The sequence below is a fragment of the Archangium gephyra genome, assembly GCF_049060025.1.
GTDB classification, from domain to species: Bacteria; Myxococcota; Myxococcia; order Myxococcales; family Myxococcaceae; genus Archangium; species Archangium gephyra_A.
In genome coordinates, this window is record NZ_JBMEQQ010000002.1 from 1,007,414 (window position 1) to 1,020,311 (window position 12,898).

The window sequence follows — 12,898 nt, forward strand, 5'->3', positions numbered from 1 at the left end:
TGATTGGGACATTGGTTTCACCTCTCTTCGGACGACACCGCTCGCATGAGCCGGAACGAGACGCGGTGGGTCTTCTCGCTCTTGGAGTGGTACTGACGGCTGGCGCATCGAAAATGTTCATCCGCGCGGTTTTCCCGCCGGAACGGGAAGCGCCCCCAGGCTCCACCCCGTGCGCCGATGTTGTCCGTATCCAGACGGCCCAACGGATCCACCGCCTCACCGCGCTGGAAGGTGCGGAGATCATCACGAACCGACTCGTAGACGAGCCCGTGCATGTCGTGCAGCCCCCAGGCGTTGGGCTTCAGCAGGCCCACGCGATGCAACTGACCGCCAGCGTTCTGTTTGCTCCAGGCATGGTCGTTCAGCAGCCGCGTGTCATCCCCGAAGCAGTAGTCGCCCGTCGAGCCGGCACGGCAGGCGTACTCCCATTGCGCCTCGGTGGGCAGGTCGAAGCCGCCGCTCCCGGGAAGCGCGTTCAACTGCTTCAGGAAGCGTTGGATGTCATGGAAGTCCACATGGATGATGGGGAACTCCGGATGGCGCTCCTTGTTGTTCAGGTGCGGCAGGCTTCCCATGACGGCTTGCCACAAGCTCTGGGTCACGGGGGTGCGGCCGAGGAGGAAGTCCCGTGTCAGCACGACCCGATGCCGGGGCCGCTCGCGGGGAACCCGGTCATCGCCCATCTGGAAGGCCCCGGCCTTCACGCGCACCATGCCCGCGAGCGCCCGCTCCACGAGCGGATGGGTGGAGGTGGTGACCCGGCGGAGCGTGGGAGAAGCCGGCTCGCTCCCGGGCGGCGGGCTGGCCGGGCGGGAGATGGTTTCCGGAGGGGAGGCGGGCTTCGCCGGCATGGCCTGCCTGGCTTTCTCCAGCAGCCGATCGAGGAGCCCTTCGTCGGTGGGGGCATCGTAGGGACGCCAGAGCTCCTCGTCGGAGGGAACGAGCAATCCGAGCCGCTCACCCTCCTGGCGGAGCCACGGAAGGGGATCACCTCCAACGCGGTGCTCCAGGTGCTGGAAGCTCCGCTGGCGCTTCTCTCCCTCGGTGCCGGTCCGGGCCTGCTCGGCGAGCTCGTCGCGAAGCAGTGCCCCGAGGTACTTCGACGTATCGGGAACGAAGTCCAGCTCCGCACGGATCGAGTCCCAGGCATGCCAGGCCTCGAGTGCTCCGGCAATCCAGGCATGGGGCTGGGCCGCGGTTTGACCGTCCTCGGGCAGGAAGACGTGCGGCCACTGCCAGAGGAAGCGTCCGAGAAGGTGCCTGACCACGGGGGGGCACCAGAAGGACACGCCCAGCTCGCGTGACTCGTAGCGTCCCTTCTCGCCACCGTAGGAGAGCAGGTTCTCCGAGGTGATGAGCCCGCGGCACCCATCCACCAGGAGGAGCTTGGCGTGGTTCTCCATCGGCCCCTGGCTGGTGAGGAGCTGGGGCCCGAGGATGTTCCGGGCCTCCTCCACCGCGGCGCGCGCTCGCTGGAGCTGATCCCGCGTCTGCTTGTCCGTGGGCCGGCGTGCAGCCCATTCCCGGCCCCACACCACGCGCACGAGCCGCTGCTGGCCCCGCTCACGTCCGCGCAGGTCCCGGAGGATGGCGCCATCCAGCGCGCTGTCCGCGAGGCGGTCCGAGGCGAGAAGCAGATCGCGGCGCGCCGACTGCGCCTGGGCGACGAATGCATCGCGGGTCTGGTGGGCATCGGCGAGCTCGAGCCGGGTCCGCACGAGGAATGGGTGCAGGGCCGCTCGCACCGCCCGCAGCGCGAGCGTCCATCCCGGAAGGGAGGGCGGACTCCCGGACTCCAACGCGCGCGTGAGCAGCCCCACCGCACGCGTCAGACGCTCGAAATGGCGCCGGGCGGTCTCGCGGAGGGTGGGTTCTTCCGTTCCATCAACCCCCAGCGCCTCACGAAGCGAGGTCACCGCCTGGAGGGCGGCATCCCCTTCGAGGTTGTCCTCGAGCCGCTCCAGCAACTCGAGCGTGAAGGTCCGGTCGCGCCCCGTGAGGCTGCATTCGAACACGACGGAGCCCGGGCGGCTGCTGGCCGGGTTCCAGCTCCCAAGCAGCCAGTCCCCGTTGCTCGTCAGGAGGACCTTCTCATGGGAGCGGCGCTTCGCCGCGACGAGGATGCAGCGCCCGGCCAGGTCCGCGTTCAGTCTGCGGAGGCGTTGCTGATAGGCCTCGAGGTCGCGTTGTTGCTCCTGGGGGAGCGCGTCACTGGCATGGCCGTAGACGAGCAGGATGCGCGTGGAGGGCGGGGCTTCCGCGAGCGCCGCCGCCAGGCCCTCGCCCTCCAGGAGGTTGTCCGGGTTGAGGAAGGCGCTGGTGAGCAGCACCCAGGGGCCGCTTTGGGCGTTCGACGCGGGGGGCCGTGCCAGGCCGCGGCACAGCTCCGCCAGGGCGTCGAAGTGGCGGTCCGTGGGTCCGGCCACGGGCCGCACCCGCTGCCCCCTGGTGAACCAGCGCAGCCACTCCTCCTCCGGGCCGCGGAGCAGCTCACCCAGGTGATCCACCCGGTCCTTGACGAGCTGGAGCGGGCCGAGCGCGGCGGTCTCCAACGGGAGGCGCTCCAGTTCGGCCACGAACCGCTCGACGGGGCTGCGAGGCACCTGGACCAGCCGGGCACGTGGGGCGGACCGTTGCCCGAAGAGCTGGGGGGCGTACTGGAGCAGGGCGGGCTCCAGCTCGGCGAGCTCATCCGGAAGGATTCGCTCCGCGTCGCCGTAGACGGGGAAGAGGATGTCCTTGCGGCCGCCGATACGAAGGGGGCTGCCGAGGAAGGCCCGGCCCTTCGCCGGCCCGTCCAGGCCCACCGCGCCGAGCTTGCGCACGAGGTCGGCGAGATCGTGCTCTCCCGAGTCCAGCAGTGCCTGAGGGGCATCGGCCGCCTCCAGCCGGTGGTCCGCTTGCTTCTTGTAGTCCCAGTCGAACCGCGTGGCCGTCATCCGCGACAGCAGGACGCCTCCGACTCCTGCCATCCACCACTCGCCTGGGATGACCTGGGCATCGAACAGCTCGCGGGCGAGGCCTTCCTTCCCCTCGGCGTGGTAGCGGGCGGTGAGGGTGGGGTCGACGAGGACTCCGCCGGTGCTCCACTCGGGGACTGCCCAGCGCAGATCGATGATCTCGCGGGTGAGCTGGCGCGCGAGGAGGGCATCCGGAGGAACCGGCCACGGAGGGCTCTGCTCGAGCTGCGCGAGCGAGGCGCCCTGGATGAGCCGCTCCAGCCAAGCCAGCAGCCAGAGCGCGTGGGGGTGGGCACGGGGAATGCTGATGCTGGCCGAGACGAAGTAGCCGGGCAGCAGGACGAAGGTGCGGCGCACGCCCCGGGGGGCGGCTCCAGAGGAGCGATTACCCATGGTCAGGCAACTCCTCGGGAGAGAGGATCCGCGCGCACCGTTCGTCGGCGGCTTCCTCCTGGTAGGCCTTCCACACCTTGTCGAGCCAGGGCGCTTCGGCCGCGTGGCGGACGATGTGATCCGGGCAGCCCACGACGACCTGCCGGAAGCGCGTGCGGGAGAACATGACATTGAGCCGCTCGGGCTCCGTCATGAATCCCCAGGCCCGCGCACCGAGGCTGTTGTTGCGCACGAGCGACAGGACCGTGCAGCTCCGCCTCCCGCCCCTGGTACTCGTCCGTGGTTCGCACCACCTGCTCGAAGGGGGAGTCCGTGAGGGCCCGGCACGCCAGGCGCAACTCTTGCGAGTCGAGCAGCAGCCGCTTCTGGTCGTTGTACGGCGTCAGGATGACGAGATCCACCCTCCGGGCGGGATGGAGGCAGCGCAGGTAGCGGATGATGACGTCGCGCTCATAGATGTTGTTGCGGACGCCCCGCTTCTCGGGATCCTCCGTCGCCTCCGGCCGCCGGGTCATGTGCGGCGTTTCGAGCCAGAGCAGCGGTACGTCGAGCTTCCGGGGGATGACGCCCTCGAGGGGGTTGCTGGCGGGCTTGCGGTGGATGAAGGGACGTCCGTAGAACACCCGCCCCACCAGCCGCGAGAGGGGAGCCTCCATGCGGAACTGCTCCTCCAGGCGGTGCCGTGCGCCGAGCCGATCGAACAGGTATTCGAAGGGGCGCAGCCACCCCGTCTCTTCCGGGGAGAGTGGACCGTGCTCCCGTGCGAGTGCCTCCAGCTCCAGGAACGTCTCGCCCAGGCGCGCCTGTAGCTGTTCACGGTGTTCGGGTTGGCGCCTCGCCTGCTCCAGCGTGGTCTGCCACTCCGTGATGGCCTCACGCGTCCGGCGCTCCTGGTACGGAGGGAGCTGCCGCTGGTCGCCAATCATCAGCACCGTCCGCCCCAGGCACAGCGTGTGGAGCAACTCGGAGGGATAACACTTACCGGCTTCTTCGACGATCACCAGGTCGAACGAGGCCTGACCGGCGAAGTCGATCAAGGCCGCATCCATCGTGGTGCAGAAATAAAGGTTGGAGGCCTTTTCGGCGAGGGAGAGAAGCCGCTGGTCGTGCTGATCGAGCGTGGACGCCTGGAAGCGGGTCCATCCGGAGGACTCGGGTGCCCACGGCCGTTCCGCGAGTTCGCGTGCGACGGTGGTGCCCAGGAAGGTGACATCCAGCTCGCTTCGTCCCCGCCTCCGCCGCGCCAACGAGACGGAGCGGAAGGCGCGGTAGGGCGTGCCGTCCTGGTTCAGGCTTTCGGTGATCTTCCGGAGGATGTGGTCGAGAGCGAAGTGCTCCTTGGCGCAGATGAGGACGCGGCCCGCCGGTGTGGCCGCCAGGAATCTCCGGACCACCTGGGTGGCAAGATAGGTCTTTCCGGTGCCGGGAGGTCCCTGGACGGTGAAGACGCCCCGCCTGGCGAGGATGGCGTCCTCGAGGGATTCTCGTGGCTGCGGGTTGTCCGTGAAGGGCACCGGCCGCGCCGAAGGCGTGAGGTGGGGCGCCAGCAGTGGGTGCTTGCCGGCGAAGGTGGTGAAGAAGCGTTTGCGCCCCATCAGCGCGAGATCCCCGGGCTGATGCGGATGGACGTAGCCCGTGCGCGGCAGTCTCACTCCGTCCGGGCGGACGTACACGAGGGGATGGTCCTCGTGGACGCCGATCCAGCGGACAATGGCCTCCGTCTCCTGTCGGTGGTGGAGGAGCGGGTTGGGGAGCCGTTGGGAAACGGCCAGCAGCGGCGTCGTCCGGGACTCGTCGAGCAACGAGTCCCAGAGCTCCTGGGGCGAGGGCCGCGTGAGGGACGGAAAGTGGGGGTCCTTCCAGCGGGGCTCCACCTCCAGGATGAGCTGCCCGCGGGTGTCGAGCCCCAGCCGGTCCGCCTCGTCGCGCTGGAGCAGGCGGTAGCGGTACACCTGGGCGAGCCGTTCCAGGTGCTCGGACTCGGTGAGCAGGTGGAGGAAGGAGGGCGCGTCTGGGGACTGCCGTGAGTGGCGCAGCGCCTCCTGTTGCTCCGCGCGGATGAGTTGCTCGACCGTGGTCCCATCCCCGGACTCCAGGGCGGCGAGGAGTGAATCCATGAGCCGCCCATCCCAATCCCTCGGACGTGGTGCCTGCCGGCCCTGGGCGAGCACCCACTCCCGGGCATGAAGGAGATCCCGGTGGAGCTCCTCCTGGGAGAGCGCGCCGGGAGGGCGGGGGAGGAACCACGACACAGGAGGCACCCAGCGCCCCGAAACCGGGACGAAGGGGGCGAATCCCGCGATCTGCTCCCCATGGCAGTGGAGCAGCGCCAGGAGCGCGGGGATCAACTCCTCGTTGCGCCAGTGCCGGAACGAGCGCGGCGGGGCCCCGGGCGAGGCTGTGGCCCGGGCGAGTTCCGCCTCATTCGCGAACCGGAGGTGGAGGTGGCCACCTTCGTAGTGGACCTCGCTGGCGTGGAGCAGGCCGGTGGGCCGGGCCCGCAGCAGCCGGAGGCGGTGGCCCAGGTAGTCCTCGAACAACGTCCGGTGGTCCGGATGGAGGCTCGAGAGGGCAGTGGAGGGTGGTGCCCTGGCGTTCCCAGGACGGCGGCGGGGTCAGTCGGCGCACGTGGGCTCCGCACTATTCGCCATCTTCGGCGGAGTCCTGGGCATTGCGAGCGGCGGCGGACTGCGCTCGTGCCTTGAAGTCCTGTTGCGTGCCCGTGCGGTCGGCGTGGGACTGGATGGCCCGCGCCCGCTCGACCGTCATGCGCACCGACGTGCGCGAGCTCCGAGTGCCTGGCCTCTCGCGGTCGTCCTGCCGGTTCTGGCCCGCGCGTGTCTCTCGCCCGTCACTGCCTCGGCTCATGGTTCCCTCCCCGTGGGCCACATCCTAGCCCAAACGAGGAGCGGGGGCTCAGCGCCGGGGAGGCTGCAGGTTGATGGCGAGCGATTGCGCCAGTGCTGGCGGGAGGTCCGGCGCCTCCTCATGGGCTTCCGCGTACTCGGAGAAATTGGGGGGAGCGCCCAGGAGGAACTCCAACCACTTCTCCCGCTCCTTCACGGTTCGGAACAGCCGCACATCAATGGTGTTCTGGATGAGGGGGTAGAGGACGTGCAGCTCCGCGGTGGGATCACTCTTCCGCATCTCGAGCGTCAGCGAGCCGATGCGGTCCACGCGCCCGACCCGTTGCTCGAGCTGGGCGGGGTTCCACGCCAGATCGTGGTGGACGACGCGGCGGCAGTTCTTGTGAAGATCGAGCCCCTCCTGCATGACCTCGTTGGCCACCAGCACCATGGGGTAGAGCGGCGTGTTGAAGGCCTCTCGCAGGCGCTCGCGGCTCTCTCCATCCCGCGTCTCCCGGACGAGCTGCCCTGTCTTCAGGGGCCCGTCGAGAATGTCCTGCTTCTGCTGCTCGTTGCGTTTGATGAAGTAGTCGAGGAAGGACCGAAGCCGGGTGAGCCAGGGTTCTCCCAACGCGCTCGTCCAGAAACCATCGACGAAGGGGAGCAGCACCTGGGACTCCAGGTCGTTCGGATCCATGCCGGAGTCGCGGGCCGCGAGGACCACGTCCGTCAGGAAGGGAACATCCTTGTAGGTCAGGTAGCTCGCCAGCCGCTCGACGATGCCTACGCGCAGCGGGAAGGGGAGCTGTTCGAGGAAGGGCGAGAGCTCGGTCCACAAGGTGGGCCCGTTGGGGATGGCGAGCCGGGCGCTCTGCTCGGTGATGCGCCACTTGGGAGCGAAGGTGCCCGTGTCATCGTTCTCCAGGTCGTCGGGGGCCAGGTCCAGACCAAAGGAGAGGAAGCGCGGGTCACACAGGGCCTTCACGGCTTCCCGGTAGGTCACGTCCCCGGGATGCTCGTTCCGCCAGAGTTCCGCCGCGGCCTGCTCCACACAGCGCTTGAGCAGCCGGTAGTCGCGGTCCGTGGCGCTCGTGCGCCCCACCTTGACCTGGAGCAGCTTCTCGTTGGCGCGTGAGACGACCTCTCCCAACCGCTCCAGGGCGAAGGAGGCGATGGGGAGGAGCGAGCCCAGGTACCGCTCCCTCAGCGCGAGCGAGAGAACATCCTGCGGGCGCCGGAACCGGTTCTGGAGGAGCGAGTGCCGTGCCCGCATCCGCTTGTCGTCGTGCGTGGTGTCGAAGATGTCCTCACGTGCCGCCTCCGGGTAGACGCGCCGCCACTTCTCCAGCATGCGCTCCTCCCAGAGGGCCGTCAGCCGGCGCGCCAGCTCGGCGAGCGTGGCTGTCCGGGCACAGAAGATGAGGGTCTTCTCATTCCGTTCCGCGGCGGCGAGCGCGTCCCGCAGCACGAAATCCACTTTGGGATGCTGGGCGGCCTCGGGGTCCAGGTCCTGGAGGATGCCTCGCAGCAGGCGCCGGTAGGCTTCCGCCTCCTCCGGGAAGTCACGCACCTCGGAGTCGAGCAGCTCTCCATTCCGCGCGGCGCCATACGAGGACACCATGTTGATCTGCACCGCGGCCTTGTGCGTTCCCTGATGGCGGCGGAAGAGCTCGGCGATGAGCCGCTCGTAGATGAGGAACGGCAGCGCCTGCTGCCCACTGGGCTGGAGCTGGTGGCGCGAGTGCTTGCGATAGACGCGTTTCTGCTCCTTCAACGAGCGGATCATCCAGCGGCGGAAGCCGGGTTCGATCTTCGTGTGCTTGAGGTTCCGGACCTCCCGGAGGTGATCGACGACCGTCTGGAGGGCGGCATCCTCGAGGGGCTCATCCAGCTTCGGGTTGCGCGCGTAGAGCTCGTTGAACTCCTGCGCGCTCGCCACGTCGAGCGATGACCAGGCCTTCTGCAGCCGCTCATAGGCCTGCTGGTACTCCCGAATCTCCATGAAGAAGCCGTCCGCCTTCTCCATGACGTCCGCGGGAAGCTCCCTTGGCGTTGGAGAAGGTGGCGAAGACCTGGCGGAGCTCCTCGACGCTCAGCTGGAACGGAGTCGCCGTGAGAAAGAGGGTCTTGGCGTACTTGCGCCAGAAGACGGTGTCGATGGCCTGCGAGCGCAGGGACTGGGCGTTCTTGAGCTTGTGCGCTTCGTCCACGACGAGCAGCGAGAACTCCGGGAGCAGTGCGCGGACCAACCGGAAGCGCGCCAGGTCCAGCGCGCGCCGGACGCCTTCCTCGTTCTCGAAGGCCTGATAGCCGCGGGCCTGATCCTCATCAACGCCGCGGAAGAGGTCGTCGAGCCCGTGGTGCTCGTCGGCCCTGCGCCCCTTGCGGAAGGCCTCGTTCAGGTGGGGCCGCAGTTTGTCGAACGGGATGTGGTCCAGGAAGAGTGCCTGTTCGACATCCACCCGCTCGAGCTTGTTGCCTCGGAAGCGGCTGAGGGCCGCGTTGATGGTGTTGCCGTGCACCCGCTCGCCCTGCTCCTCGCGCCAGCGGAAGTAGAGCGAGATCAGGTAGGCCTGATCGTAGCTGTTGCGTGTGCTGTGGAAGATGTTGATGGGGACGAGCAGGATGTGGTGATTCCGGGCTTCGCGAACGAACCCCGCGAGATCCTCGGCTGCGTAGACCTCGTCTCCGAAGTCGAAGAGGGTCGTCTTGCGGTCGCTGAAGCGGATGAAGTCGTTCTTCCACTTCTGGTTGAGATCGTGCCCCGGGGTGACGACGACGATGCGGTTCTGGGGCTGGCGATTCCGGAAGGCCGCGATGACACCCAGGGCCTCATACGTCTTGCCCATGCCGACCTCGTCGGCGAGCACCACGCCCGGCTCCTCGTCCAGGATGTCGAGCGCCTGAAGAACGGTGTCCTCCTGGCGGAGCACGTCCGCGCTGGGGACGCTGTCGAGGTCCCCCCGCGCGCCAAGTTGCAGGAAGCTTCGAAGCCACTCACGTGTCCTCATCGCCCACCTCCATAGAAACGGACCACGCGGGCAAGCCAGGGCGCCTCCCGGGCCGAGGGGGCCAGGGGCTCGAGCTGCGTGGCCAGGGTGCGCAGGAATTGACCGAGGAGTTGCTGCTTCTCGTCACCGTCACGTGTCGAGCCGACGTCCAGGCCACGGAGGGTTCGTGCCAGCTCGGCCCCGTAGAACCAAGCCTCCTCCCGCGCGAGAGTGGTTCCCGCCGCGCCCTGGAGCGCGTTCCAGACAGCCCGGGCGCCCAGGGCTCCCTCCAATCGTGCACGGAACGCGTTCACGGACAGCTGTGCCTCGTTCAAATCGTTCTCCAGGCCCCACCACGCCCGGAAGACATCCACCGGACCGAACCCCTCGCCAAAGAGCGCGGCGAGCACCTCGTTCGCGCCTTCCAGTCCACGCTGGGTCCGAATGGTCGCGAGCCGCTCGCGGCCGATGCGCCGACCGAGCAGGGCGAGCAGCTCCTCGAGATTCAACCCGCTCAGCGCCGTGTCGGCGGGCAGTGCCGCGAGGTCGAGGACGGTGATGGGGATGGTGAAGTCCGCACCTCCCGAGCGCAGGACGAGCTCGCAACTCGCCGGGGAGAGGGTGAAGTCCTGAAACAGCGACGGCGTGGAGGGGAGGGGCCCTCCGGAGACGAGGGGCTGATCCCTGTAGAGCAAGGTCCACTCCGCCTCGGGAGGGGGCGCTCCTTCCGCCCAGGTGACGCAAAGGGTGCGCTCCGCGGCATCGTGCACGGCGGATTGGACGAGGAGCGCGAGATTGCGCGGTGCGGCCGGGAAGTCCCGGTCCGCCATCGCGACCTGCTCGAGGGTGCAGGCCACCAGCTCGGGCACGAACTCCGCGAGCGAGAGTTCCCCCTCCAGCATGAAGGCGATGGCCGCCTCGACGTTGCCTCCCTCGCCGGGCTCCGCCAGCAGGGCCCGGCGCGAGGCGTTCGGTGAGCCCATCAGGATGAAGGTCTCCTGCCGGCTTCCCCGTCTCGTGGTGATCAGGAAGAGCTTGGCATGGAGCGGCCGGGTCACGGCACGGTCCTCCTCCACCCTCCGTGATGGGTGCAGCCAGAGTTGGAAGTCCCCGCTCGTGGCGCGCACCTGCTCGACAAGATGTGGGGGCGCGAAGGCGCACGGCGGCGGAGCCTCCCAGAGCCGGCCCTCTTCCACGTACCGCTCCGCGTCTGCCCTCGCCATCTGCCGCGGCGTGCCGTGGGCGTCGAGGTAGCGAAGCCGGTTCGCCGTGCAGCTCGGTGGGCGTCAGGTAGGTCAGCGAGGCGGACATGGCCTCGGGCTTGAAGGCCCAGAGCCGTTCGAGTCCCTCGGCCAGGGCGACGTGCCGGGAGGAGTCGGGGTGAACGGGTGGGTTCTCCCAGAGGACGCCGAGGTCGAAGGCTGGCGCACTCTTGCGCAACTGGGCGAGCCGCAGCAGCACGGAGGTGACGTCATCGTCCTGGGCCCGGGCATCGTCCCGCTCCAGGAAGGGGGCGAGAATGCCGACCCGCTCGGGGACGGCCGTGGGAGGCAGCAGCGCGAGGAACTGCTCCAGCAGACCGCCCTCCTCGGTATGGAGGAACCGGAAGGCGGGCGCGGCCGAAGGGGTTGCACCTCCGGCACGCAGCCGCCGCGACAGCTCCTCGCGGACTAGCTGGAGCTGCGTGCCCGGGTGGCGCACCAGCCCCGCGAGCGCCAGGAAGAATCGGTCCACTTCCAGGAGGGTCGCCGTGTCGGGGCCTTCGTCGTAACGCAGATCGCGGTTGAAGAAGAGTTCCGTGTTGCCCCCGTACCCGCCGCGGGTGAGGTTGCCGGACCCTACCTGGAGGCGGGCGAACTCCTCATAGAGGAGGAGGGAGACCTTGGGATGGAAGGTCCGGCCGTGGACCTCCAGGACGTCATAGGGGAGGCGGTGCCCGGGCTCGCGCATCCCGGCATCCACGATGCACGCGACGGGAACTTCCCGGAGCACCCGGCGGGCCTCGTCGTGGTAGCGCGCGGGCTGCTCCAGTGGATCCGAACCGAGCTGGAGCACGGCGGCGAGGAGCTGCTCCTCGAAGAAGGCCGGGTCGAAGGTGTAGCTCGTGAAGACAGCGCCAAGGCAGCGCGAGGTCGTCGCGAGCCGGTCGACGGCGGAGGCTCGGGGCAGCTTCATCACAGTTTCCCCAGGTCGCGCATGAGCTGGCGAACGACGTTGAACTTGAAGGAAGGGAAGTCCGGTTCCTGCCGGAAGCCGCTGTAGGAGGCGAGCCCCATGACGAGCTGGTCGCCTTCTTCCCGGATCCAGGAGCCCCCGCCGCGCCGACTGCGTTGAACGTCCTGGTGGAAGCGGAAGATGGCTTCGAAGGCGTCCGAGGGTCCCGCCGTGCGGAGGAAATCCACCAGCCGGAGGAAGGGCTGCCCATGGACGTCCAGGGACTGGAAGCGGTGTTTGCCCGCGACGTCGTAAAGCGCTTGGCAGGCCGTCTGAAGCGAGGCGAGCGCCGCCCGCGGGAAGGCACTCGCCACGGTGTCGGAGCGCCGGGCCTTCCAGCCCGACTCCCAGACGTGGCCGTACATGGCGTTGAAGCGTGAGAGGAGCTCCCAGCGCACGTCCCCGAAGCGGAGCGCGACCTCCAGTTGCTCGTGCAGCTCGGGCTCCACGGGGCCCCACCGCTGCTGGAGCGCGGCCTCCAGGAACTCGCGAGGCTCCTCGACGCCCGCCTTCGAGGCGCTGCGCAGGAATCCGGCCAGGGTCAGGGTGTAGTCGTGCGCGCCTTCGAAGAGCGCCTTCCAGAGGCGTGCCTGCTGCGGGCGGCGGCCGAGCTCTCCGAGCGCGGTCAGCCGGCTTCGCTCTCCCACGCGCTCCAGGGAGATGCCTGAGTGCTTGCGGTCAATCTGGGGGTGTTTCTGGTCGAGCGCGCGGAGCGCATAGGACTCGTAGCTCCCCGTCCGGGGATTGCCGGCCTCGTCCCAGAAAGCCTCGACGATGTCTCGCCCCGCGGCACTGACCCGTAGGGTGCCGGGCACGACCAGCCGATAGGCGCGCAGCGAGGAGAGGTACGCGCCAAGGCTTCCCAGCTCCGTCTGGCGGGAGATGAGCTTGAAGTCGAGCCCCAGGGGTCCGGTGCCCTTGCGCCAGTGGCGTTTGGCCCCGAGCACTCCCCGCATGGCATCCGGGTCCCCCCGGGACAGGTTGCCCTCCCGGGACTCGAGGACGGCGAGCGCCCAGAAGCGCTCCCACCGTTCGAACAGCTTCTCGCGGGTCTCATCATCGGAGGCAAGGCGGTACTCCGTGATCGCCTTGTCCGCGAGATCGAGCCCATAGAGGACCACGGCGTAGTTCTGGGCCCGGCTGGTCCGGGTCGTCAGGTTCGCGAAGAGCCACAGGCCCACCTGCTGGGAGAGGTAGTCGAGCGCGAGCGGATCTTCCGGGGTGAACTCGGTCGATTGGTCCAGCGGCGCCACCCAGAAGAGGGCGGACTCAGGACGGGTGAGCGGGGCGAGCATGGGGCGAGAGCATAAGGCAGGGACGGGGACTCTTCGTCGCGGGAGCCCTGCTCCACCAGCATAGCGAGCGCCACGGTTCCGGCGGACCTCCAGCCGCCGGAGGTCCAGACGCTCGCCGGGCGGCTCGGGGTGCTCCTGACCGCTGGGGAGGGGGCGGGCGAGGCGACTCCGGGAACGGAACCGGTCCAGGAAACCTGAGT

The 12,898-nt window shown here is 68.8% G+C and carries 9 protein-coding genes and 1 pseudogene; 2 read left to right on the forward strand and 8 right to left on the reverse strand.

All coding sequences use genetic code 11. From position 1 onward, the window contains the following. Window positions 1–17: 17 nt before the first annotated feature. From ACN28I_RS04585 to ACN28I_RS04615, 7 genes and pseudogenes are all read right to left on the reverse strand, one after another. Window positions 18–3,353: an SUMF1/EgtB/PvdO family nonheme iron enzyme gene (locus ACN28I_RS04585; protein ID WP_420940923.1), complete on the reverse strand. Its 3,336-nt coding sequence runs from the start codon at window positions 3,351–3,353 to the stop codon at window positions 18–20. Further along, the gene (locus ACN28I_RS04590; protein ID WP_420940924.1) at window positions 3,346–3,546 is read right to left on the reverse strand and encodes a hypothetical protein; all 201 of its coding nucleotides are present in this window, start codon (window positions 3,544–3,546) and stop codon (window positions 3,346–3,348) included. Before ACN28I_RS04590 ends, ACN28I_RS04585 begins: the two co-directional genes overlap by 8 nt. A 70-nt stretch (window positions 3,547–3,616) precedes the next feature. Continuing rightward, window positions 3,617–5,470 (reverse strand): annotated as a pseudogene (locus ACN28I_RS04595) (AAA domain-containing protein); the annotation flags it as partial. A 523-nt stretch (window positions 5,471–5,993) separates the two neighbouring features. Next, window positions 5,994–6,221, reverse strand: a complete 228-nt coding sequence (locus tag ACN28I_RS04600) for a hypothetical protein (protein ID WP_420940925.1) — start codon at window positions 6,219–6,221, stop codon at window positions 5,994–5,996. Window positions 6,222–6,269: 48 nt separating this feature from the next. Then, window positions 6,270–8,225, reverse strand: coding sequence for a helicase-related protein (locus tag ACN28I_RS04605; RefSeq protein WP_420940926.1), 1,956 nt, complete (start codon window positions 8,223–8,225; stop codon window positions 6,270–6,272). Beyond that, entirely contained in the window at window positions 8,170–9,210 is a 1,041-nt protein-coding gene (locus ACN28I_RS04610) for an SNF2-related protein (RefSeq protein WP_420940927.1), read from the reverse strand. The genes ACN28I_RS04605 and ACN28I_RS04610 overlap by 56 nt, the downstream gene beginning before the upstream one ends. Then, window positions 9,207–10,247: a hypothetical protein gene (locus ACN28I_RS04615; RefSeq protein WP_420940928.1), complete on the reverse strand. Its 1,041-nt coding sequence runs from the start codon at window positions 10,245–10,247 to the stop codon at window positions 9,207–9,209. The genes ACN28I_RS04610 and ACN28I_RS04615 overlap by 4 nt, the downstream gene beginning before the upstream one ends. Window positions 10,248–10,569: 322 nt before the next feature. Here ACN28I_RS04615 and ACN28I_RS04620 point away from each other — a divergent pair, with 322 nt between their 5' ends. Further along, window positions 10,570–10,863: a hypothetical protein gene (locus tag ACN28I_RS04620; RefSeq protein ID WP_420940929.1), complete on the forward strand. Its 294-nt coding sequence runs from the start codon at window positions 10,570–10,572 to the stop codon at window positions 10,861–10,863. Window positions 10,864–10,881: 18 nt separating this feature from the next. Continuing rightward, window positions 10,882–11,451: a hypothetical protein gene (locus ACN28I_RS04625; RefSeq protein WP_420940930.1), complete on the forward strand. Its 570-nt coding sequence runs from the start codon at window positions 10,882–10,884 to the stop codon at window positions 11,449–11,451. Here the strand turns inward: ACN28I_RS04625 and ACN28I_RS04630 are convergent. Next, on the reverse strand, window positions 11,364–12,698 hold the full coding sequence (locus ACN28I_RS04630; RefSeq protein WP_420940931.1) for a hypothetical protein: 1,335 nt from the start codon (window positions 12,696–12,698) through the stop codon (window positions 11,364–11,366). The genes ACN28I_RS04625 and ACN28I_RS04630 overlap by 88 nt on opposite strands. Between the last annotated feature and the right edge of the window lie 200 nt (window positions 12,699–12,898).

Coding starts and splice junctions, on each gene's coding strand:
- ACN28I_RS04585 (WP_420940923.1), bottom strand. CDS start 3,353: ATGGGTAATCGCTCCTCTGGAGCCGCCCCCCGGGGCGTGCGCCGCACC.
- ACN28I_RS04590 (WP_420940924.1), bottom strand. CDS start 3,546: ATGACGGAGCCCGAGCGGCTCAATGTCATGTTCTCCCGCACGCGCTTC.
- ACN28I_RS04600 (WP_420940925.1), bottom strand. CDS start 6,221: ATGAGCCGAGGCAGTGACGGGCGAGAGACACGCGCGGGCCAGAACCGG.
- ACN28I_RS04605 (WP_420940926.1), bottom strand. CDS start 8,225: ATGGAGAAGGCGGACGGCTTCTTCATGGAGATTCGGGAGTACCAGCAG.
- ACN28I_RS04610 (WP_420940927.1), bottom strand. CDS start 9,210: ATGAGGACACGTGAGTGGCTTCGAAGCTTCCTGCAACTTGGCGCGCGG.
- ACN28I_RS04630 (WP_420940931.1), bottom strand. CDS start 12,698: ATGCTCGCCCCGCTCACCCGTCCTGAGTCCGCCCTCTTCTGGGTGGCG.